General features: G+C 51.5%; 18 protein-coding genes and 1 pseudogene. 7 read left to right on the top strand and 12 right to left on the bottom strand.

Annotated elements, in window-relative coordinates; genetic code table 11:
- The 4 genes and pseudogenes from M0R47_RS17300 to M0R47_RS17285 all read left to right on the top strand — a co-directional run.
- A pseudogene (locus M0R47_RS17300) lies at nucleotides 1-223 on the top strand (ISAs1 family transposase); the annotation flags it as partial.
- Nucleotides 224-265: 42 nt separating this feature from the next.
- Complete coding sequence (locus tag M0R47_RS17295; protein WP_292557087.1) at nucleotides 266-916, top strand: alpha/beta family hydrolase; 651 nt, start codon at nucleotides 266-268, stop codon at nucleotides 914-916.
- Nucleotides 917-1,214: 298 nt separating this feature from the next.
- Nucleotides 1,215-2,414, top strand: coding sequence for an NAD-dependent formate dehydrogenase (locus M0R47_RS17290; protein ID WP_292557085.1), 1,200 nt, complete (start codon nucleotides 1,215-1,217; stop codon nucleotides 2,412-2,414).
- A gap of 444 nt (nucleotides 2,415-2,858) precedes the next feature.
- A complete protein-coding gene (locus M0R47_RS17285) occupies nucleotides 2,859-3,716 on the top strand; it encodes a pirin family protein (protein WP_292557083.1) in 858 nt (285 codons plus the stop codon).
- 221 nt (nucleotides 3,717-3,937) lie between these two features.
- Here the strand turns inward: M0R47_RS17285 and wrbA are convergent, their stop codons facing one another.
- The 8 genes from wrbA to M0R47_RS17245 all read right to left on the bottom strand — a co-directional run bounded on the left by wrbA (nucleotide 3,938) and on the right by M0R47_RS17245 (nucleotide 11,076).
- Nucleotides 3,938-4,540, bottom strand: a complete 603-nt coding sequence (gene wrbA / locus M0R47_RS17280) for an NAD(P)H:quinone oxidoreductase (RefSeq protein ID WP_292557081.1) — start codon at nucleotides 4,538-4,540, stop codon at nucleotides 3,938-3,940.
- A gap of 306 nt (nucleotides 4,541-4,846) precedes the next feature.
- Nucleotides 4,847-5,494: a uracil-DNA glycosylase gene (locus M0R47_RS17275; protein WP_292557079.1), complete on the bottom strand. Its 648-nt coding sequence runs from the start codon at nucleotides 5,492-5,494 to the stop codon at nucleotides 4,847-4,849.
- 289 nt (nucleotides 5,495-5,783) lie between these two features.
- The gene (locus M0R47_RS17270) at nucleotides 5,784-6,056 is read right to left on the bottom strand and encodes a GIY-YIG nuclease family protein (RefSeq protein WP_292557077.1); all 273 of its coding nucleotides are present in this window, start codon (nucleotides 6,054-6,056) and stop codon (nucleotides 5,784-5,786) included.
- Nucleotides 6,057-6,060: 4 nt separating this feature from the next.
- Nucleotides 6,061-6,756 (bottom strand): VIT family protein, encoded by a 696-nt coding sequence (locus M0R47_RS17265; protein ID WP_292557075.1) that lies wholly within the window; start codon nucleotides 6,754-6,756, stop codon nucleotides 6,061-6,063.
- Between the two features lie 13 nt (nucleotides 6,757-6,769).
- Entirely contained in the window at nucleotides 6,770-8,716 is a 1,947-nt protein-coding gene (locus M0R47_RS17260; RefSeq protein WP_292557073.1) for a heavy metal translocating P-type ATPase, read from the bottom strand.
- Between the two features lie 339 nt (nucleotides 8,717-9,055).
- A complete protein-coding gene (locus M0R47_RS17255; RefSeq protein ID WP_292557071.1) occupies nucleotides 9,056-9,820 on the bottom strand; it encodes a Nif3-like dinuclear metal center hexameric protein in 765 nt (254 codons plus the stop codon).
- The gene (locus M0R47_RS17250) at nucleotides 9,817-10,323 is read right to left on the bottom strand and encodes an NUDIX domain-containing protein (protein WP_292557070.1); all 507 of its coding nucleotides are present in this window, start codon (nucleotides 10,321-10,323) and stop codon (nucleotides 9,817-9,819) included. Before M0R47_RS17250 ends, M0R47_RS17255 begins: the two co-directional genes overlap by 4 nt.
- Nucleotides 10,324-10,494: 171 nt before the next feature.
- The gene (locus M0R47_RS17245) at nucleotides 10,495-11,076 is read right to left on the bottom strand and encodes a carbonic anhydrase (RefSeq protein ID WP_292557068.1); all 582 of its coding nucleotides are present in this window, start codon (nucleotides 11,074-11,076) and stop codon (nucleotides 10,495-10,497) included.
- 182 nt (nucleotides 11,077-11,258) lie between these two features.
- Here M0R47_RS17245 and M0R47_RS17240 point away from each other — a divergent pair, with 182 nt between their 5' ends.
- A complete protein-coding gene (locus M0R47_RS17240; protein ID WP_292557066.1) occupies nucleotides 11,259-12,164 on the top strand; it encodes a LysR family transcriptional regulator in 906 nt (301 codons plus the stop codon).
- Nucleotides 12,165-12,189: 25 nt separating this feature from the next.
- Entirely contained in the window at nucleotides 12,190-12,822 is a 633-nt protein-coding gene (locus M0R47_RS17235; protein ID WP_292557065.1) for a TetR/AcrR family transcriptional regulator, read from the top strand.
- Here the strand turns inward: M0R47_RS17235 and M0R47_RS17230 are convergent.
- A complete protein-coding gene (locus M0R47_RS17230) occupies nucleotides 12,794-15,766 on the bottom strand; it encodes an EAL domain-containing protein (RefSeq protein ID WP_292557063.1) in 2,973 nt (990 codons plus the stop codon). The genes M0R47_RS17235 and M0R47_RS17230 overlap by 29 nt on opposite strands.
- 175 nt (nucleotides 15,767-15,941) lie before the next feature.
- Complete coding sequence (locus M0R47_RS17225) at nucleotides 15,942-16,217, bottom strand: hypothetical protein (RefSeq protein ID WP_292557061.1); 276 nt, start codon at nucleotides 16,215-16,217, stop codon at nucleotides 15,942-15,944.
- A 436-nt stretch (nucleotides 16,218-16,653) separates the two neighbouring features.
- On the opposite strand from M0R47_RS17225, the gene M0R47_RS17220 reads away from it, so the two are divergent.
- The gene (locus M0R47_RS17220; protein WP_292557059.1) at nucleotides 16,654-18,012 is read left to right on the top strand and encodes an MFS transporter; all 1,359 of its coding nucleotides are present in this window, start codon (nucleotides 16,654-16,656) and stop codon (nucleotides 18,010-18,012) included.
- A gap of 35 nt (nucleotides 18,013-18,047) precedes the next feature.
- Here M0R47_RS17220 and lplT read toward each other — a convergent pair whose 3' ends face one another.
- Nucleotides 18,048-19,223, bottom strand: a complete 1,176-nt coding sequence (lplT, locus tag M0R47_RS17215; protein ID WP_292557057.1) for a lysophospholipid transporter LplT — start codon at nucleotides 19,221-19,223, stop codon at nucleotides 18,048-18,050.
- 95 nt (nucleotides 19,224-19,318) lie between these two features.
- The gene (locus M0R47_RS17210) at nucleotides 19,319-21,460 is read right to left on the bottom strand and encodes an AMP-binding protein (protein ID WP_292557055.1); all 2,142 of its coding nucleotides are present in this window, start codon (nucleotides 21,458-21,460) and stop codon (nucleotides 19,319-19,321) included.
- Nucleotides 21,461-21,732 lie beyond the last annotated feature (272 nt).

Genomic DNA, 21,732 nt, shown 5'->3' with positions numbered 1-21,732 from the left:
CGAGAACCAGCAGCATTGGGTATTGGATGTGCAGTTCGGGGAAGACAACAACCGGGCCCGAAAAGATCATTCGCCGGAAAACCTGGCATTAATCCGGCGTGCGGCCTTGAATTTGTTGAATAACAACGGCCCCAGCAAAGACAGCCTACGCCAACGAAAACTGCGTGCTTGTTTGAGTGATTGTTATCGCGCCGAACTGATCTTTGGGAAAAGGAAAATATAGCGCGATTGCCCTGCCAGACCCCCTACTTTTGTCGATGTCAGCATAGCGTTTGAAGGCTTCTCCCTGGCCGGCCTTCTCATTACTCCTAAACCTACGAAAGGGCTGGTGGTGTTCGCCCACGGGAGCGGCAGCAGCCGGTTCAGCCGGCGCAATCGCTTCGTCGCCGAAATCCTGAACGAGGCCGGGATTGCCACCTTACTATTCGACCTGTTGACGCCGGAGGAAGAAGACCTCGATCAACGCAACCGTGAATTTCGCTTCGATATCGAGTTGTTAACCGAGAGGCTGATCGGCGTAATTGACTGGCTGAGCCGGCAAACAGCAACAGCCGCGCTGCCGCTCGGATTGTTCGGAGCCAGCACCAACGCGGCAGCGGCGCTGGGTGCCGCCACCGCACATGCCGACAAGGTAGCTGCGGTGGTGTCGCGCGGCAAGCAACCGGATCAGGCCCTGTCGCATCTTGCAAGGATCAAAGCGCCTACGCTGTTGATTCTGGGCACGGAAGACAAAGTCGCGCTCGAGCTTAATCAACAGGCGGCCGAGCAACTGCCGGTTAAACATCGACTGGAGATCATTTCCGGCGTGGCTCACCTGTTCGAAGAAGCAAAACTGATCTGCGGCTGGTTCCTGCATCATCTTTCGGTTCATGAGTCTCGACGCGCTGCGATTGTCTGCGCTAAGTGTCTGCGCTAAGTGAAAACCGGGCACTTAGAAACAGCATTGGACCCGCCCCCGGTTCACCGCTGAGCGCGCCAGCAACGAAAAACCAAAACGCGCGATCCGATCATCGCTCAACCACTGGAGGCCATGGGCGCCGACAGCTGTTGACTTTCAGCAGACATAATTTCGCCGCTTTTCAAAACGCTTTCCGCTGCCCGGCCAAACGCCTGTAAGTACTCTTGCATATTGTACGAATGCCTTGTTTTTTCTAACCTGTAACGGCATTTCCATGCCAACTGTTGGCTAGGATAAAACCATCTGAGGCAGAAAAATGGCAAAAATTATTTGCGTACTTTACGACGATCCGATTGATGGTTATCCGCAATCCTATCCTCGCGACTCGATACCCAAGATCAAGTCTTATCCCGACGGCCAAACCGCCCCTACGCCCAAGTCCATCGATTTCATTCCCGGCCAGATGCTTGGCAGTGTTTCCGGCGCACTGGGCTTAAGAAGTTATCTGGCAAGCCTGGGCCATACGCTGGTGGTGACTTCCGATAAAGATGGCGATAACTCGCGCTTCGATCAAGAGCTGCACGATGCCGACATTGTCATATCGCAACCGTTCTGGCCGGCCTATCTAACCGCCGAACGCATCGCCAAAGCGCCGAAACTAAAACTGGCGCTCACCGCAGGCATCGGTTCCGACCATATCGACTTGCAGGCGGCAATGGATCACAACATTACTGTCGCCGAAATCACCTACTGCAACAGTATCAGTGTCGCCGAGCATGTAGTGATGATGATTCTAAGCCTGGTACGCAATTACATTCCATCCTATCAGTGGGTTGTCAAAGGCGGTTGGAATATCGCCGACTGTGTGGCGCGCTCTTACGACCTGGAATGCATGGAAGTCGGCACCGTCGCTGCCGGCCGTATCGGTCTGGCGGTGCTGCGGCGCTTAAAACCGTTCGACGTCAAACTGCATTACACCGACCGTCACCGCTTGCCGCCTGAGATCGAGCAGGAACTAAACCTGATCTGGCATCCCAGTGTTGAATTGATGGTGCGGGTTTGCGATGTCGTAACGATTAATTGCCCGTTACACCCGGAAACCGAACACATGTTCGACGATGCGTTGCTGGACAAGATGAAACGCGGTGCTTATATCGTCAACACCGCCCGCGGCAAAATCTGCGACCGTGACGCGATCGCCCGCGCCTTGGAAGACGGCCGACTGTCGGGTTATGCGGGCGATGTCTGGTTCCCGCAACCGGCGCCGCAAGATCACCCGTGGCGGACCATGCCGCATCATGGCATGACGCCGCATATTTCCGGCACCAGCCTGTCCGCGCAAGCCCGCTATGCTGCCGGTGTCCGGGAGGTACTGGAATGCTGGTTCGAAGGCAGGCCGATCCGCGATGAATACCTGATCGTCGATGCCGGCAAATTGGCCGGAGTCGGCGCTCATTCCTACAGCGAAGGCGATACCACCGGCGGCTCCGAAGAAGCGGCCAAGTTCAGGCATTAACCTGCTGCCCGGATTAATAAGCAGGTTTTAATGATAGCCGTATTAAACGTTTCGGACGAGGTTTGTAACGCCGGGCCGGGGTTACACTCCCACGCGACGCGTGGCAGCTAAGGTAAATAAATGCTGTGCAAAAATGGAGGCAACCGGCCGGCGGTATGAATTTAATCCCGCATGCCGCGCCGAGTACCGGAGCTTTCGCAGGGAATAGCCTATAGGGGTGGCATGAATGCAGAGCGTCTGGAACGGCATTCCCACGCAGAAGAGGCTGTGAAAGTATTAATAATTTGGAGTACAAACCTAGGTTTGTACTCCGGCACTTAACAAAAAATCAATAACTTAAAAATAGTTAAAAGGTTTTTAAGGTGGATTTTTATAATACTTTCACAGTCTCAGAAGCGTAGGAACGATAAAGAATCTCGCTGATCAACGATAAGGACTAAAACGATGAAACAATTACATCGAATCACCCGCGCCGATCATTCTCATTGGGTCGGGGACGGCTTTCCGGTTCGCACGCTGTTTTCCTACAATACGCCGGATGCCGAAGTGAGCCCGTTCCTGATGCTGGACTATGCCGGGCCCGCCGAATTTCCGCCGGCATCGAAACCAAGAGGCGTAGGCTTTCATCCGCACCGGGGATTTGAAACCGTTACCCTTGTTTATCAAGGTGAAGTCGAGCATCTTGATACCGCCGGCAATGGCGGTCGGCTCTGTCCCGGCGACGTGCAATGGATGACAGCGGCCAAGGGCCTTCTGCATGAAGAGATGCATTCCACCGCGTTTACTCAGCGAGGCGGAACCTTTGAAGCGATCCAGCTTTGGGTCAACCTGCCGGCAAAATACAAGATGGTCGATCCGCACTATCAGTCTATCTCCAACAGCCAAATTCCGGCAGTAACGCTGGATGAGCAAGGCAGCATCATGCGAATTATCGCAGGCGATTATCAAGGCGTTAAAGGCCCGGCAAACACCTATACCCCGATTAATTTATGGGAGCTGCGCCTGCCGGCCGGGCAAACTGTTGAGCTTAATTTTCCCGAAAACTACACCACAATGCTGTTTGCGTTGAAAGGCAATGTAAAAATCAATAACTCAGTAACAATGAGCGACGCCGAGTTGGCGTTTTTTGAACAAAAAGGCAAAACGATTACCCTGACTGCATTTAAAGACACGACTATGCTGGCCATGAACGGCGAACCGATCAATGAGCCGTTAGCCGGTTATGGACCGTTTGTAATGAATACCGAGGAAGAAATCCGGCAAGCCATTGAGGATTTCGATAGCGGACTTTTTAAACCGTAGCTAACCGGGTTGAACCGGTCATTTATTGAATCTGTCAGATGCATACCGGACTATTGGTAACACGAAGCCTGCGATTTCTTTGCATAGCGTTGATGTTGGCGCAGATCAGCTGCAACCCTGAAAAACAGTGGCAATTGGATATGATTCCGGACCTCTGCGTTACGGGTTCTTTACAGCGCACGTCGCAACACTTAAGTAGTGCCGCCCTGCCCAAACACTTGTCAGGCCGATTGCTTTTTAGCCACATTGGCAACGTGGGCTCCCTGGAAACGGGCGATTTTTAATTCGTTCTCCGACGGTTGGCGGCTGTTATCGGCTCCAGCAAGGGCACCCGCTCCATAGGGCGAGCCGCCGGTGATTTCGTTCATATTCAGGATTTCCTGGCACGAATAGGGAACGCCGACAATGATCATGCCATGATGCAACAATGTGGAATGAAACGAGGTGATCGTGGTTTCCTGTCCGCCGTGCTGCGTAGACGTACATGTGAACACGCTGCCGACCTTGCCTATCAAGCTGCCGTTTACCCATAACTTGCCGGTCCGGTCGAGAAAATTGCGCATCTGCGCGCACATGTTGCCGAAGCGCGTCGGCGTGCCAAAAATAATAGCGTCGTATTCCGGCAACTCGTCCACCGCCGCGATCGGCGCCGCCTGATCGAGCTTGGCTCCAGCCTTGCGTGCCACGTCCTCCGGCACCAGATCGGGTACACGCTTGATGATGACTTCAGTGCCTTGGACACTACCCGCACCTTCAGCCACCGATTTAGCCATGGTTTCTACGTGCCCGTACATGCTGTAGTAAAGAACGAGAATTTTTGCCATGCTGTCCCCCTGTTGCATAGAACCTTTCGAGCGAAAAAGTAGGAACTGATAATTGCCTTTATCGCTATATCGAGTATCTGCGAGAATCAATGAGAGATTCCTGAGCCGAATATGTTCGCATCGAAAAATTTATAACATGCGCTTGGGACCAGAAATACTCGTACCAATACCTATCAATTCCGGGATTTTATAGGCAATTTCGACCGAAAACGGCTTGACTTAAAATTACTATTGTCCGGCAACATCACATCGTTAGAACGGGGCTAAGCCTTGCGGAATACGGAGCTTTGTAATGCCAACTCAGGGCTACGCGATTTTCGGACTTTGCAGTTCAATTGTCCTGAAAACGTCGGCAAACATCTCTTTTGTCAGCCGTTTGGTCTGCACGTTATATCGGCTGCTGTGATAAGAATCAACCAGTGTGCGGCCATCCGGCAAGGCATGCTGGGCATTATGAGCAAATTTGGCGCTGCTCAATTTCAACCCGTAGGCTTTTAACACCGCCTGATGGGCAATCGAACCCAAGGCCAGGATGACCGCCTGCTCCGGCAAGGTTTTTAATTCGGCGGACAGATAAGCATTGCACTGGTTAATTTCGTCGCCTGTCGGCTTGTTTTGCGGCGGTAAGCATTTAACGGCATTGGTGATACGGCAGTTTTTAAGCGCCAAGCCGTCGGTCAATGACTCGGACTTTATTTGATTACTGTAGCCGAACTCGTAAAGCGCCTCATAAAGCAATAGCCCTGCATAATCGCCGGTAAACGGCCTGCCTGTGGCGTTGGCCCCATGCATGCCGGGAGCCAGGCCGACGATCAGCAATTGGGCGTTGCTATCGCCAAAAGGCGCAACCGGACGTGCATGGTAATCGGGGTGCTTTTGTTTAACTTCACACAGGAAGTTATCCAGCCGTTGGCACTGCCTGCAATCTTGATCGAATACTTGTTTTGAATACATAGTTTATTAATGCTGGTTTGTGGGGTTTTCTGGCGCCCAAGTGCTAACTTGGGAACCAGCGAGAATTCACCACGAAGACACGAAGCTCACGAAGCTTTTGCCCTGCCTTTTCATTGTGGACTTTGCGTCTAATACCAGTAGAGCTTTGCGATTCAGACAAACACGTTACAGTTCGCCTCACCGAATTACAGCCGGTTATTACAAATCCCGTCACGCTTCATGTTTATTCGTGTCATCCACGATCTATCTTTCTGACTCGTCTTTCTTCGTGTCCTTCGTGGTGAATAGTTTAAATCAGGAAATCAATTACTTGATTAATATCGGAATCCAACAACTGCAACTTCTCAAGCCTGGGCAGCTTTTTTATGGCACTTTCCCGTTTACTGGCAGAGCTGCGGTCATGGCCGGTTTCGACATACACCAACTGTTTGGGCTGCCTGCCGCGAAAATATTTAGCGCCCTGCTTGTCCGCATGCTGATTAAAACGCCGGGCAACATCATTGGTGATACCAGTATAAAGCGAGTCGTCGGTGCAAAGGATGATGTAGACCTGCCAATTCACAGTGTCAGACGACCGTTCCAAAAGCCGAGCCAACGGCTGCGGTCAGGCCCATAGCCAATGCGCCCCAGAACGCAACGCGAAAAGCGCCTTTCATGATGCTCGCCCCGCCGCTATAGGCCGCCAGCATGCCCAGCAATGTCAAAAACAGCAGGGAGGCGGACGACACCGGTACGATTAAATCAGTATCGGGAGCTAACAGAACTATCAACAAAGGCAACACTGCGCCGACGGCGAATGTGGCGGCCGACGTTAGCGCCGCCTGAACGGGCCTTGCGCTGCCCGTTTCCGATATGCCGAGTTCGTCGCGGGCATGAGCGCCCAACGCATCATGTTTCATCAATTGCTCTGCAACCTGCCCGGCCAGCAACGGATCGAGCCCTCGTAATATATAGATGGCTGCCAGCTCTTTTTTCTCATGTTCGCCGTCTTCAGCCAGTTCTCTGCGCTCCCGCCTTAAATCAGCTTGTTCGGTATCGGCTTGCGAGCTGACCGAGACGTATTCGCCCGCCGCCATCGACATGGCCCCGGCGACCAGCCCGGCAACACCGGCCAGGACAATATCGTGATGCGCCGCATGGGAAGCGGCAATGCCGACGATTAAACTGGCAGTGGACACGATGCCGTCGTTCGCGCCCAGCACAGCCGCACGCAGCCAGCCGACGCGATGAGTCTTGTGTGTTTCGCGATGATATAACAGCATGGGGAACTCCTTTTTAAAAATCCGACAGCGTTTTCGGCACAATGGCCGCCCGCAAGGCATTCAATACCGCGAGCACATCAATGACTTCCTGGATTATGGCTCCGGCCACCGGGGTCAAATACCCCAATCCGGCAAACACCATGCCTATCAAACTCAGCGCCATGCCGCCCACCGCGCTTTGCAGCGCAATTTTACGCATCCGCTCGCCGATATGAAACAACTCATCGACTTTTAACAATGAACTGTCCATGATCACTGCGTCGGCCGATTCGCCGGTGATGTCGCTGTTCTGGCCGAAAGCTATACCGATGGTCGCAGCCGTCAGCGCCGGCGCATCATTGATGCCGTCGCCCAGGAACACGGTTTTGGCCGATTTTGTTTCGTTACGCACCAGTTCCAGTTTCTGCTCGGGGCTTTGGCTAAAATAAACGTGCTCAATGCCGACCTGGTCGGCCAGAAAACGTACTTCCGATTCCCGGTCCCCGGACACCAGCATCACCTTGTCGAACATATGGCTGGGCCGCAGGTGGTTAATGAATGATGAGCTGTCGTTGCGCACTTCATCCCGGAATTGCAGGGTCGCCGCATAGGCATCGTCAATCAACACTACGCACTCCAAACCGCCGGTAACAGGTGGTAACATCTCGGCGGCACCCGGGGCATGATCGACGAACTTTTTGCGGCTGGTAACCTGAATCCATTTCCCTGCCACATTGCCCTTAAGCCCCTCCCCCGGCAGCTCGGTGATATTGGTCACGCTTAATAACGATAATGCCGATTTTTCCGCCGCTGCAATAATGGCGCGGGATAACGGATGCTTGGAATAGCGTTCCAGGCTGGCGACCAGCAGCAACACCTCCCGCTCACTATGCCCTTCGCCGGGAACCAGCGCCGTCAGCGACGGGCGGCCATAAGTCAGAGTGCCGGTCTTATCGAAAATTGCCGTGCGGCAGGTGCCGATGGTTTCCAAAATGGCCGGATTCTTGATGATGATTTCGCGTCGCGCGGCCAGCGAAATGGAACTGATCACCGTGACCGGGATGCCGATCAGCAACGGGCACGGCGTGGCGATGACCAGCACGGCGAGGAAACGAACCACATCGCCGCTGACCGCCCAGGCAGTCAATGCAATGATCACGGCCAGCGGCGTGTACAGCGCGCCCAACTGATCGCCCAGCCGTCTGATATTCGGGCGGTACTGTTCGGACGATTGCATCACTTCCATGATCTTGGCGTAGCGTGAATCGACAGCCAGCTTGTCCGCTCGAATCGTTAAAGCCGAATCGCCGTTGATCGCACCGGAAAGAACCTGGGAACCGCTGACTTTCGACATCATATACGGTTCGCCGGTCAGATAGGATTCGTCCATAGTGCCGGAACCTTCCAGCACCGTGCCGTCAACGGGGCAGATTTCATGCGGCAATATCAACAGGGTGTCGCCGATATTGACCTGCTCAGTGCTGATGTCGGCTAGCTGATCGCCCGATTTTCTATGCGCAACCGACGGCATGCGCTTGGCCAATGCCTCAAGCACTGACGAAGCCTTGCGCACCGCGTAGGATTCCAGCACCACGCCGCCGGACAGCATCAGCACCACCAGACTCCCGGCCAGGTATTCATCCAGCAAAACCGCTGTTACGATGGACATGCCGGCCAGTAAATCAGCACCCCAATCGCCCTGCCCCAGTTTCACGCCAAGCTGATAAACCAGCGGAATGCCGCCCAGCGCCAGCACGGCAAGCAGCGGCAGTTGCACCAGCTCAATCAGGCAAGAAAATTGTTCCCGGTAAATTTCCGCAGCCGCCGAGTTTAAAGCGGCATTCAGCGATAACGTATAAACTTCATGTCCAATATCAAGCGCATAGCGCAACACCAGATAACTGCAGATGCCGAGCAAACTCAGTACGGCAATGATATTTTCGGCTGTCGCGCGGGGAATCGTTGCTTGCTTATCGGTCATCGTTTCAGCCTCGCAAAGTTGGAAGTGCTCTAGTTTACCACTTAACGAATGCCGCTCATTATGAGAACACGGATGACACTGATTAGACGGATTAACACGGTTCTTGATTATAGCCAAAGCAAGCTTTGGACTCCTTGAACGCCGGAGTTCAAAGCTTGCTTTGAACGGGACAGCAGCAAGTAGGCTGTATGTTTATTAAGGACAATGAATCGGTCCGGTGGCCGCGCTTTGCACAATATTAAATATCGTTATAAAGAAACTCCGTTTTATCGGTGTTAACCCGTCTAATCAGCGTCATCCGTGTTCTATTTTCTAACTAACCTGTCAGCTCGCTAATCGCTATGCAGGATTTTCGCTATCAATAAAGAAGCATTCCACGGCAAATTGCTGCCGGGTTTTGTCCATCAATGCCTGGACGCCGAACTGCTCGGTGGCATAGTGTCCGCCTGCCAACATATGTATGCCCGCCTCCTGGCTTTCGTGCCAGTCGTGCTCGCTGATTTCGCCGGTGATATAGGCATCCAGGCGTTCTTTTTCGGCCAGGCGCCACTCGCTGTTGGCGCCGCCGGTGATGATGCCGACCGACCTTATCAACGCGCTACTGTCGGGCGTTGCCAGGATGACGTTGTGCTTGAGCACGGCTGCCAATTTTTGCTGCAACTCGATGGCGGTTAGCGGCTGATCGAACACGCCTTTAATGCCGGTCGCAGAGCCTTTGTAATCGCCGAAGGGCTGTTGCTGCCTACAATCGATCATTTCCCCCAAGGTCGCGGCGTTGCCTATGTCCGGATGCCCGTCCAGCGGCAGATGATAGCCGAACAGGTTGATGTTGTTTTTTACCAGCGGAAAAACTCGCCGGGCGAAAGTTCCTGTCAACGATTTTGCGCCGTGAAATGTCCAGAACAGGCCGTGATGCACAACCAAGGCATCGGCCTTGTTTTCGACAGCTTGTTGAATGGAATCGCGGGTTGCCGACACAGCAAAAGCGATGCGTTCAATGCGCTCAGCGCCTTCTATTTGCAGGCCGTTAGGACAATAGTCGGCATAGGTTTCGGGACGAAGCAGCGCCTGATAATAGTCGTTGAGTTGTGCTCGGCTGATCATATTGCCAATGCCTCAAAGTGTCGCCAAATGGTTTTAAAGGCTTCGGTCAGAAGCGGGTCATCCGCCTCGATGCGTTTTGATATTTCAGTAACGCTAAACCAGTCGCCTTCGTCAATCTCGTCGGGCGCCAGATTGAATGGGCCGTTATGAATGCAGCGGTAGACCTGAATAAATTCCATGCCGATAGCCGCTGTAGCCGGCAATTTAAACAACGGTTCCAGCATGTGTGCAACACTGATGCCCAGCTCTTCTTCAATTTCCCTGGCGGCGCTGATATCGTAATCTTCACCGGCGTCAACATGACCTGCCGCCGAGGTGTCCCAAAGGCCGCCATTGAGATCTTTTTTCATCGAGCGTTTTTGCAGGAACAACTGCCCTTGCTCACTAAAAACCAGAATATGCACTGCACGGTGCCTAAGGCCTGTCGCATGGATGATATGACGTGCGCAGGTGTCAATAATGCGGTCGTTTTCGTCAACGACGGCGAGTAGTTCGGTGTTCATCAGTTAAGGTAAGTCGTTAGCGGGAAGTGCAAAACTTCGGTCGCAATTAGCAGGAAAGCGAATTTTAGACTTTTATGAGGGGGACGCAAGCACAGTTCATGCACTTTGCGGATACGGCGGGCGCTTCAGGCCATGCCCGCACCCTAGGATGCGAGCATGCTTGAGCAGTTATTAGGCAGCTCTGCCTGCTTGTGTTGCAGCGGGTACTTCTATTAACCGGCCTGATTTAACGTCGTAAATATAACCGTAAACAGGGATATTGGCAGGAACCAGCGGATGCTTCCTGATGCGGATTACATCTTCCAGAACGCTTTCTTCCTGATCCTTGATGGTCAGCCAGTCGATATATTTGCCTTCAGCAGATCCTGGGCCTTCGCAGCAATCGTGCCAGCCGTCGGCATCGACAGAGGCGGTTTTTAAGCTGCTGCCCAACAGGCCGCGCATGATGTCATCGGTAAACGTTTCCATGCCGCAGTCGGTGTGATGGATCACAAACCATTCCCGGGTTCCTAATAATTTATAGGAGATAACCAACGAACGGATCGCATCGTCGCTGGCGCGGCCGCCGGCATTGCGGATCACATGGGCATCGCCTTCGGCCAAACCGGCGTATTTGGCAGGGTCCAATCGGGCATCCATACAGGTCAGGATAGCAAAGTGTCTTCCGGGCGGCATCGGCAGTGCGCCTTTGTCGCCGAAATCATTCACATAGTCTCTGTTTGCTGCTAAAACCTCATTACGAATTTTACTCATAAGCACCTCTTATTATAATTGTCGGGCAAAAAAAACCGCTCGCTCTTGATCACTAAGGGGAATGATAAAGACCAAGCGGTAGCAAGAACTATCTCCGTCTCAAAGTCTACTCTAATAAATCAAGGTTTCAAATAGCTGTCGGGGTTATACAATATAAACTTAAAGTTTATAAAGAGACGGCTATGGCTAAATTAAACAACACACAAGTCTTCTGCCGGATTGTTGAGTTGGGCACTTTTGCGGCAGTCGCGCGCGAAATGAATCTTTCGGCAATGATGATCAGCAAATATATGGCTCAGCTGGAGGAATCTTTAGGCGTTGCCTTGTTAAACAGGACAACCCGGCGGCTAAGCATGACAGAGGCGGGAAAAATCTATTATCAACGCAGCAAACAGCTGCTGGACGACTTCTCGGAGTTGGAAGAATACACTTCGCAGCTGGGGCATCAGGTAAAAGGGACGTTAAAAGTCAGCGCGCCGATCGATTTTGGCGGACTCTATATGGTGCCTGTCATTGACGCGTATCAACGCACCTATCCCGGCGTCAGGGTTTTGATGACCTTACATAACAGCGAAGTTAATTTAAGCGAAGGCCATTTCGACTTGTCCATTCTGGTGACCGATACGCTTGATTTGGGCGTGGTTGCCCGTAAAATCGCCCAAACCCGATTGTGTACTTATGCATCCCCCGGCTATCTTGCCGAATACGGCGAACCGCAAACTATTGATGAGTTAAGCGCGCATCGCTGCCTGCATTACATGGATACCCCACATAGAGATTACTGGATATTTAATGACGGTGGCGAAGAGGTTAAAATCAGGGCAAACTGGCACTTTGCCTCAAACAATGGCCGGGCGCTGTGTCAGGCGGCGGCGTTGGGCATGGGCATAACCCAGGCGCCTGAGTTATCGGTGATGAATTATTTGGAACAGGGCAAGCTGGTGGAGATTTTGCCGGATTTTCGCATACCGTCGCTGGAAATTTATGCCACCTATCTGCAAAGACGCTTTCTGCCGGCCAAATTGGCAACGTTTGTGGATTTTTTAATCAAATACTTTGCACAACACAACAGACTCCCAGTAATCTGAAACTCATCTTCTAAAGGCGCACAACATGGCAAGACGCAACAAGCACAGTCTGGACGAAATAAGGGAAATGGTGTCGGATGCGGCGGAAACCATCATCGTCAATGAAGGCTATGCGGCGTTAACAGCGCGCCGGATTGCCATGGAAATCGGCTATACGGTCGGCAGCATCTATATGGTGTTCGCCAATATGGCCGACTTGGTCATGCATATCAACGCAAGCACTGTCGATGACCTTACTGAGCAGATGCACCAAGTGCCCAAGTGTTCTCCCGAGCAATATATTGCGGATTTGGCCAAGACTTACGTAGCGTTTGCCAGCCGAAACTTTAACCGGTGGAGCCTGATTTTTGCCAGGGACGCCGAGCCTCCTGAATGGTATCAAGAGAAGATCAGGCAGATGTTTAGCCTGGTAGAGGCGCAGTTTGCGCAACTTGCGCCGGACTGTTCATCGCAACAAGGTAAACAGGCAGCCCAGGCGCTCTGGAGCGGTGTCCACGGAATCTGTAGCTTATCCTTGGCCCGCGAACTCGACGCAATGGCGATTAAAGATGTTGAAGACGCGGTTGTACTGCTGGTGAAAAGCTTTATAGGCGGCTGGGTAGCCGGCCGCCCTTTATGCACGGAGCAGATTACAGTTGCGGCATCTCTTGGCGACTAATCAAGGTCGCAGTCGGTTTACCCAATAATTTTGCAAACTCTTCCGCAGGTAGGGGGCGGCTTTTGATATAGCCCTGATACATGTCACAGCCTTTTTCCCGCAAGAAGTCCAGCTGCTCCGGCGTTTCCACGCCTTCGGCCAAGACTTTAAAGCCCAAAATATGCCCCATCGCAATAATCGTAGATGCAATTTCCATGTCATATTGCAAATGAGGAATGTCATCGATAAAGCTCTTATCGATTTTTAACATGTCCAATGGGAAGTGCTTAAGGTAAGCAAGCGATGAATAGCCGGTGCCGAAGTCGTCAATAGCCAGCCGAATACCCTGACCGCGCAGGCAGTTGAGAATCTCTGTCGCGTTAGTCTGATTTTCCATCAATCCGCTTTCGGTTATTTCCAGTTCCAGTTGACTGGCCGGAAAACCGGTATCTTTCAACACCTTGGCAACCAAGCCGCAAATATCGCTGCGCCGGAACTGCTGGGGTGACACATTGACCGCCAAGTTTAACCGTGGCAACCCCGCATCCAGCCACTGTCGGCCTTGCCGGCAGGTTTCCCGCAGCACCCATTCGCCAATCGCGATGATCAGGCCGGTTTCCTCGGCAATAGGGATAAAGCGGATCGGCGGAATCAGCCCCTCAACCGGATCCAGCCAGCGCACCAATGCCTCTGCGCCAACGATGCGGCCGCTGGCAATATCTACCTGCGGCTGATAAAAAACACACAGATCCTGTTGCTCAATCGCCCGCCGTAGACGCGATTCCAGCGCAATGCGCTCGCGAGCCGCAATCGTAAAGTCTTCCGAGAAATAAGCGAAGCAGCTACGCCCCGCATCTTTGGCCTGATACAACGCCGTATCGGCATGGTCCATCAGTAGCTCAGGATTGCCCCCATGTTGCGGATACAAACTAATGCCGATGCTGGCGCTGATTTGTATTTCCTCGCCCTGATCCACGCAAAAAGGCTTGCTTAAGTCAGCGATGATATCTTCAGCCACTCGTGCGGCATCTTCGGGATGTGCGATATCTTCCAGCAACACAATGAACTCGTCGCCTCCCAAACGGGCCACCATGTCGACTTCGCGCAACCGGCTGGTGATTCTTTTAGCGACTTGCTGTAGCAACTCGTCGCCCACCAGATGTCCCATGCTGTCGTTTACCGATTTAAATCGATCCAAATCGAGCATCAGCAGTGCCAGTTGTTTGCCGCCACGCCGTTCCACATCAATGCCGTGTTTCAAGCGTTCCTGCAACAGCCGGCGATTGGGCAATTGGGTCAGCGGATCATAAAAAGCCAGCTGTTTGATCTGCTCCTCGGCAGCCTTGCGCTCAGTAATGTCGATATGGGTTCCGACATAATGGGTAACCGCACCATCATCCCCTCTAACAACCGAGATGATCAGCCATTTGGGATAAATTTCGCCATTCTTGCGCCGATCCCAAATTTCTCCCTGCCATGTCCCGGTGAGCTCGATGGTTTCCCACATGGCTTTATAAAAGGCCTCGCCATGACGGCCGGACTTAAGTAAATTTACCTTCTGGCCGACGGCCTCTTCTTTTGTGTAGCCGGTGGATTTAGTAAACGCTTGGTTAACTTGTAAAATAATATTATTGGCATCGGTGATAACCATCGGTTCATTCGACTCGAAAGCAATGGCGGCAATGCGAAGATGCGCATCCGCTTGCTTACGTGAAGTGACGTCTCGTAATGCGCAGGCGAAAAACAAGCCTTGATCCGTTTTAATCGGGCTTATGCTAATATCCACGTCGAAAGTTCTGCCGTCTTTGCGTCGCGCCTGTACTGTTCGCCCGACTCCCATCGGCCTGGCTACCGGTGCGGCAACATATTTGGCGTGGAACTCAGGATGCCTTGGGCGAAAGCCTTCCGGCACCAAAACTTCAATCGACTGACCAATCAGCTCTCCAAGCTTATAGCCCAGCAGTAGCTCGGCCTGGCGGTTGACCTGGGTAATAATGCCCTGCTTGTCGCTAATCAACATGGCATCCGGCGTGGCATTGAAGATAGCACGTTGATAGCCTTCACTCGCTGCCAGCGTCTGTTCGGCCCGGCTACGCGCGACGAAATGGGTAGCCAGCGCCGTACCTGTCACGGACAGTATCATCATAAAGAACCAATAACTGGTCAAATAGGTTTTGGTAATATCCTCTGCGAAAAAGCCGGTTCCCTGCCGGGCGCCTAAAAACCCTTGAATTGCCGTCATAATAAGGATCATGACCAACGCATGAGGCCCCATACGGACCGCCGCCCAAGTCATAAACAGAAATACCCAGTAGGCCTTGGCGATACTGCCGGCTTCTTCGTACAGCCATCCTATAAAAATCATCTGGCCGGCCAAAAAAGCCAACCCCATCAACAAAATGAGCTCAACCAGCCGATTCGGCCTAAGCCAATCGTCAGGCGCTTGCCGCCAGATCAAAATCATCGGGGTAACCAAGGCGATACCCAGCATATCCCCCCGCCACCAATATGTCAGGTGCTGAAAAAACGTTTCTTCGGTTACGAACCCGAAAAAAACCAACGCTGAGGTTCCGAGCAATGCGGCCACAACGCTGGCAATACCGCCGGCTATAAGCAGTTGCAAATAGGTGCGAGTCGATAGGGAGGGTTGATTAAAAATTTCGTAGCGCTTCAGCAGCAAGCTTGCCAAAAGCGCTTCCAGCGTGCTGGCTATGGCTATGGCTATAGCCAGCCCAGAGGAGTTTACTGTCATTACGTTGGCTACGAGAGCGCCAAGAAATATCCCGCAGGCATACTTGTTTCCGCCTAACAACAAAACCGACAGCGCCAGCCCTGCTGGCAGCCAGATAATGCTGATAACACCGTTGCCTGAACAACAGTCAAGGATAGTCAAACCTAGCAACGCATAAAGTGCGGCTACGCCGAGTTGCTTTAGCGGCGTCGCAAGCTGGTGGAAACTTATCATTATTATTATTTTCCCTTGCTACGGATTCTTAGCAGGCTGCATCCTTCTGCAACCCGGCATTGAGCTCCAATTTATTGAATTAATGATAAAGCATTTGACCCGGCCTATGAATACAGCCGGTCTCGCTGTTACTCATTAAGCAAACAGCTTTTTATTCGATAGTCCGATTAACTCGTTAAAAATCCTCTTCCGTTAATAGCGTTGTTACTTTTCTGTCCGGGTCGGTGATAACCCATATTTTTTCGTTTTTAATACTATAGACCGACATTATTCTTTCAATCGATTGAGGTAATAACGCAAACGTATTCTCACGCCAATCCACCTCTGACACATCCCCGTAATCACCTTTTTCATGCCTGTCCAGCAGGTCTCCAACAGCTACTTTATAGCTGGCTATAATTGAAATAGCCGATGGCGTCATGGTAATTTTTCCGAGTTCAAATAGCTTCATTTCTATAGGTTCCTCATTATTATTCTAGTTTAAAGCTTGCTTATAATCGTTAGCCGTTTTTGTATTTCCTGATTATCCGACTGATACAAATGCTTTAAAAACCAACTCCGGGCGCATGCAAACTCAGCTTAAGCATTCCGGCACAAGGTCTAATTTTTTACGGCAACCGAATGTATAAAGTATAACTGTCTACCATCAATAGCATAACAGGATTTAAAAAAAGACTTACAAAATGGATGTTCTTCCGCCTGAATTCCTGTAACCCGGCGTCGGCGAAAGAGCGCTTCACATATCGCCTCTTTCATGCCGGGGTAAAGGTCGACGCGAAAGCCCAATCTACCATCCACAGGTATGAAGCTGATACACTTTAATTAAAAAACACTACTCTCCTAATATTGAAGGGCGATAAAAATGACGATTGTGGCAGGCTTCGGATATGAACAGCGATCAAAATAAACCGTTTACTGACCAAGATAGCCGGTTAATTGGCAATGCAAGCCGCAAGGAATTGCTGGCCTGGGCTTTATATGATTTTGCCAACTCCGGTTATACCACGGTGGTGCAAACCACTATCTTCAGCGCCTACTTTGTTGGTGTGGTCGCCGGCGCCGCGCAAGGCGTCGCCCCCGGTTTATCAACCCTGCTTTGGTCTCTGTCCATCGGCATGGCTAATTTGATAGTCATGATCGGCGGACCGCTGATAGGCGCCATTGCCGATCATCGGGCTTGGAAGAAACGCTTCCTGCTGATTTCCTCTGTGGGCTGCATCTTATCGACAGCCTTACTGGCATTGGTCGGTCCCGGCGATATAGGTCTCGGGATGGCGCTGGTTACCCTATCAGCCGTCATGTTTGCCTTCGGCGAAAACCTGATTGCCGCGTTTCTGCCGGAGATTGTGCCTGAGAAAAACATGGGCAAAATGTCCGGTTATGGTTGGAGTCTGGGCTATTTTGGCGGTCTTCTGACATTAGGGATTTGTCTTGCCTACATTACCTGGGCCAGGCAACGCGGACTGCCCGAAACTCATTTTGTTCCTGTTACCTTACTGATTACCGCTGTAATCTTTGCATTGACGGCCGCCCCTACTTTTCTTTGGCTACGAGAACGGGCAATACCTGTTGCGCTAACCCAGGGGCTGTCAAATCTACAGATAAGTTATGCCCGGCTGACGCATACTTTTAAAGAAGCGATCCGCTTTCGCGACTTGCTCTGGTTTTTGATAACACTCGGTGTCTACCAGTCGGGTGTTAGCACCGTGGTGGTTCTATCCGCCGTTTATGCGCGGGAAGTCATGGGCTTTGATACCCAATCGTTGATTATGCTGATTATGGTCGTTAATGTGACTGCCGCCGTCGGTGCTTTTATCTGTGGACATTTACAAGACCGAATAGGCTCGGTTCCAACGCTGACCATTACCCTGCTTATCTGGATTGTTGCGGTGTTAGTGGCGTTAATTGCCGACAAGCCCGCGCATATGTGGATAGCCGGAAATATTATCGGTCTGGCCATGGGAGCAAGCCAGGCTGTCGGGCGTGCTTTGGTCAGTAAATTTTCACCGACTGAGCGGGCGGGAGAATTTTTAGGGTTATGGGGTTTGGTCAATCGCTTATCGGCCATAATAGGCCCGTTGAGCTACGGCCTGATAAATTACTGGAGCCATGGCAACCACCGGATGTCATTGCTGTCGACTTTATCGTTTTTCATCGTTGGCCTGGTTTTGCTGCTCAAAGTCAACGAAAGCAGAGGTAAAGCCGCCGCAATCAGCTCGGGCGTAATATTGAATAAGGCAGGTTAATTCAGGAAAAACCGCTTCAGCCGCAAAAACCAATTTCAGATTCGGCCGAGCTTCCCGGCCTGATTATCCGGCAAATGCAGCGATACCAGAAAAGTAGCCAGAAAAACCAGCATAGCCAAACTCAGCATCGCTAAAACAGGATCAACATTTTGCGATGCGGCATAGGTGTAGCTGCCGACCGCGGCCAGCATGGTCAGATTCTGAAAAAAACCTTGCAAAGCAACCGCACTGCCGCTGCCGATGCTCTGCTGCCCCAGTTCCTGCAACGCCGCATTAACGGGAACGATAAACATGCCGCCCATGGCTCCGGTAAAAAACAGCGCAAACCGGGCCGGCCAGATGCTGTCTGTCAGACTCAGCCCGAAAATAAATAAAGCCATTAAATAAGCGGGGATTCGCGCGCGGCGTAAATGCTCCAGCGGAATTAACCCAGGCGCCAATGCCGATCCGGCTATGATGCCGATAGCGATAAATAATGTCAGTTCAGCAATTTCGGACGCATTTTTTGACAATAAAATCAGCGGCGCCCAGGCCACGATAATCACTCTTAACGTTGCTGCTGCGGCCCAGAATAAAGAACCGCCAAGGATCGCAAAGCGTGATCGCGGCGTGGTAAAAAACAGTGTTATTTCCCGCCAAAACATCAGCAGTGTCGAACCCGGAGCCGTTTTTTTGACGACGCCCGCCGGTAAAAACAAAGTAGTCAATGCGGAGATGATAAAAGTGACGATGGTCCCGATTAGCGCCCAAGCTATCGAATAATCGGCCACTTTCGCGCCTATCACCATGCCCATCAGGATAGCCAGAATAGTGGAGCCTTCAATCCAGCTGTTCGCTTTAACCAGCATTTCGTGCCCTGCCAGTTCCGGCAGAATGCCGTATTTTGCCGGACTGTAAATGGCCGCACCCACGCCAACCACACAGTAAGCAAGCAACGGCTCGACTTTGCACAGCAATAATACCGCGCCCACCGCTTTGATCAGATTGCCGATAATTAACACCCGGGCTTTGGGATGATTATCGGCAAACCCGCCCACCCACGGAGCCAGTATCACGAAAGCAACCAAAAACGCGCTCTGCAAGGCCGGAACATACCAGCTTGCCAGCTGCGCAGACTGCATCACTATCGCAATCACTGTGAATAAAATAGCGTTATCGGCAAATGCGGACAAGAACTGGGCGATCAGTAACGGGTAGAGTTGTTTGTTCATGCAGGGTAGTAATTCAGTCGCGTAGGGTACGCACCGCGTACCCTATTGGGTTTTATTGAGCCTCAACACTTTGGAAATGGTACGCGGTGCGTACCCTACACTTTGCCGGCTGCCAATTCTGCTACGGCGATGTAATTGGTCTTGCCGGACGCCATCACCGGAATCGCATCAACAATCAAAATCTTCTTGGGCATCAGGATATGAGCCACGCCTTTAGATGCCGCCGCCAAGTCATGAAGCGTCGCCTGCTTTTGAGTGGTGACCAAGATAACCTGCTCGCCTTTTTTTGGATCAGGCAAGCTGATTACGGCATGGTGCGCATCCGGCCAGGCATTGGTCGCCATCTGTTCTACGGCGGTTAATGAAACCATCTCACCGCTGACCTTGGCAAAACGTTTGCTGCGGCCGCGTATGCTAAGAAAGCCTTCATTATCGACATGCACAATATCGCCGGTATCATGCCAGCCTTCGCCGTAGATTGATTTGGGCGGCACCAGTTTTCCCGGGTTCTCTGGCAGCAGGTAACCCCGCATGATATTGGGCCCGGCTAGATGAAGCCTTCCTGCATCGTCAATGCCATCAACCGGCTCCAATTTGTATTCCATAGACGGCATAAACCGCCCTACAGTACCGGATTTATAGTCGATCGGCGTATTCACAGAGACAATAGGTGTCGTTTCGGTGACACCGTAACCTTCCAGGATACGTATGCCAAATTTGTCCATCCAAAGCTGGCGGGTGGTTTCCTGCAACTTTTCGGCTCCGGCAACGACATAACGCATATTGAAAAAATCATAGGCGTGGGCTTTTTTAGCATAACCGGCTAAAAAGGTATTGGTGCCGAACATGATGGTGGCGCTGGTTTCATAAGCGATTTCAGGAATCACCGCAAAATGCAGAGGCGTTGGATAGAAAAAGGTGGTCATGCCATGCAGTATCGGCAGCATCGTGCCGACGGTAAAGCCGAACGAATGAAACATCGGCAAAAAGTTGAGCACCACATCGCGCGCATTAAAATTGATCCGCGCTTCCAATTGTTTAAGGTTGGATAAGATATTGGCATGGGACAGCACAACCCCTTTGGGCATGCCTTCAGAACCGGAAGTAAATAAAACCACCGCCGGGCTATCTGGACTATATTGGGTGTGTTTGTACCAGATATTGGCGGTTTTGCATTGCACCAAGCCCTGAAATTTATCCCATGCCGACAGACGTCCGGCCAAGTCTTCCAGATAGACCAGTTGAACCTGCTCGCCCAAGTGCTCGGCATCGTCGTTTAACTTAGCCATTTCTATAAAACGACGGGATGTCAAAACGGTTTTGACTTGCGCTGTATTACAAGCGGAAATCATGCCAGCCGAGCCGGTCGAAAAATTCAGCATGGTCGGCACCCGGCCATAAAGCTGCAAGCCCAGAATAACCGCCAGGGTTTTGGTCGAATTGGGCAAGAAAACCCCGACATTTTCCCGCTCGGCTGTCGTCTTCTTTAAAACATTGCCGATAATGATCGAGCGGGTGATTAAATCGTCATAACATAACGGCTTGCGCTCCATATCGTTGGCAACCCTATGTTTGCCGCCATGTATTTTGCGTGCTTCAAGCAGGCTGGCGAAAATGGTCTGCCGATAATGACTGGTTGCAAACATCATCTCGGTCATAATATCGGCCAGGACATGTCCGCTGTATTTACGGCGGTTCTTGCCTGTTAAGCCTTCAGGATGCGTAACGAAGGTATGGGGCAAAATCTGGATCGTGATTTTGGGAAATAAGCGCAGGCGTACGATATTGCGCAATCTGGAAAAATGCGTGTATTCGGCCCCTTCAATGCGTACCGGCAATATGGCCGCTTCGGATTTATCGGCGACCATGCCGGTGCCGTCGTAGATTTTCATTAACGAGCCGGTCACGGTAATGCGGCCTTCAGGAAAAATAACAGTACGGGTGTCTTTCTGCAAATGATGAATCAAATCCTTCAGTGACAAAGGATGGGTCGGATCCATTGGAAAGACGCGGGATAACCTTAAAAAAGGCTTTAGCCACCAGCGCTCGGAAATCTGGGTATTGATCGCAAAAGTGATGTCATCGGGTAGAAATACACCCAACAGTAACGGGTCCAGAAAGGATGTGTGATTGGATATGATCAGGACACGTTTTCCGGCTTTTTTATAGTTATCCAGCCCTCTAACTTCAACCTTGTAAATCAAGGTCAGCAGCCAACGTAAAGTTTTTTTCAGCATTAAATTTCCTCCTTGCTTCATTTTAGCAGATGTTTCTTATGCATGTACTTACCGCTCGGCTATAAACGAATATTTCAATTTCCGGATTTTACCGAACATGGCTTTCATCCAATTTTTCAAAAGATTCAGGTTGTGCCGCTTTGTTTTGAGCATTATATTTGCCGGTTATTACGGCCTATCGCATAGGTTGGGAAAAAATCGACAGACGGCGTTATAATGCCTTATTTGAAAATCTCCAGCTGTTGCAGAGCAAATTCGTCAGCCAATGAAAA

The organism is Methylobacter sp. (assembly GCF_023227905.1).
Taxonomy (GTDB): domain Bacteria; phylum Pseudomonadota; class Gammaproteobacteria; order Methylococcales; family Methylomonadaceae; genus Methylobacter_A.
This window is presented reverse-complemented; position numbering and strand designations above follow the sequence as displayed.

What these genes read in the sequence shown, in the direction of transcription:
- M0R47_RS17290 (WP_292557085.1), top strand. Translation starts at nt 1,215, where the DNA reads ATGGCAAAAATTATTTGCGTACTTTACGACGATCCGATTGATGGTTAT.
- M0R47_RS17285 (WP_292557083.1), top strand. Translation starts at nt 2,859, where the DNA reads ATGAAACAATTACATCGAATCACCCGCGCCGATCATTCTCATTGGGTC.
- wrbA (WP_292557081.1), bottom strand. Translation starts at nt 4,540, where the DNA reads ATGGCAAAAATTCTCGTTCTTTACTACAGCATGTACGGGCACGTAGAA.
- M0R47_RS17275 (WP_292557079.1), bottom strand. Translation starts at nt 5,494, where the DNA reads ATGTATTCAAAACAAGTATTCGATCAAGATTGCAGGCAGTGCCAACGG.
- M0R47_RS17265 (WP_292557075.1), bottom strand. Translation starts at nt 6,756, where the DNA reads ATGCTGTTATATCATCGCGAAACACACAAGACTCATCGCGTCGGCTGG.
- M0R47_RS17260 (WP_292557073.1), bottom strand. Translation starts at nt 8,716, where the DNA reads ATGACCGATAAGCAAGCAACGATTCCCCGCGCGACAGCCGAAAATATC.
- M0R47_RS17255 (WP_292557071.1), bottom strand. Translation starts at nt 9,820, where the DNA reads ATGATCAGCCGAGCACAACTCAACGACTATTATCAGGCGCTGCTTCGT.
- M0R47_RS17250 (WP_292557070.1), bottom strand. Translation starts at nt 10,323, where the DNA reads ATGAACACCGAACTACTCGCCGTCGTTGACGAAAACGACCGCATTATT.
- M0R47_RS17245 (WP_292557068.1), bottom strand. Translation starts at nt 11,076, where the DNA reads ATGAGTAAAATTCGTAATGAGGTTTTAGCAGCAAACAGAGACTATGTG.
- M0R47_RS17240 (WP_292557066.1), top strand. Translation starts at nt 11,259, where the DNA reads ATGGCTAAATTAAACAACACACAAGTCTTCTGCCGGATTGTTGAGTTG.
- M0R47_RS17235 (WP_292557065.1), top strand. Translation starts at nt 12,190, where the DNA reads ATGGCAAGACGCAACAAGCACAGTCTGGACGAAATAAGGGAAATGGTG.
- M0R47_RS17230 (WP_292557063.1), bottom strand. Translation starts at nt 15,766, where the DNA reads ATGATAAGTTTCCACCAGCTTGCGACGCCGCTAAAGCAACTCGGCGTA.
- M0R47_RS17225 (WP_292557061.1), bottom strand. Translation starts at nt 16,217, where the DNA reads ATGAAGCTATTTGAACTCGGAAAAATTACCATGACGCCATCGGCTATT.
- M0R47_RS17220 (WP_292557059.1), top strand. Translation starts at nt 16,654, where the DNA reads ATGAACAGCGATCAAAATAAACCGTTTACTGACCAAGATAGCCGGTTA.
- lplT (WP_292557057.1), bottom strand. Translation starts at nt 19,223, where the DNA reads ATGAACAAACAACTCTACCCGTTACTGATCGCCCAGTTCTTGTCCGCA.
- M0R47_RS17210 (WP_292557055.1), bottom strand. Translation starts at nt 21,460, where the DNA reads ATGCTGAAAAAAACTTTACGTTGGCTGCTGACCTTGATTTACAAGGTT.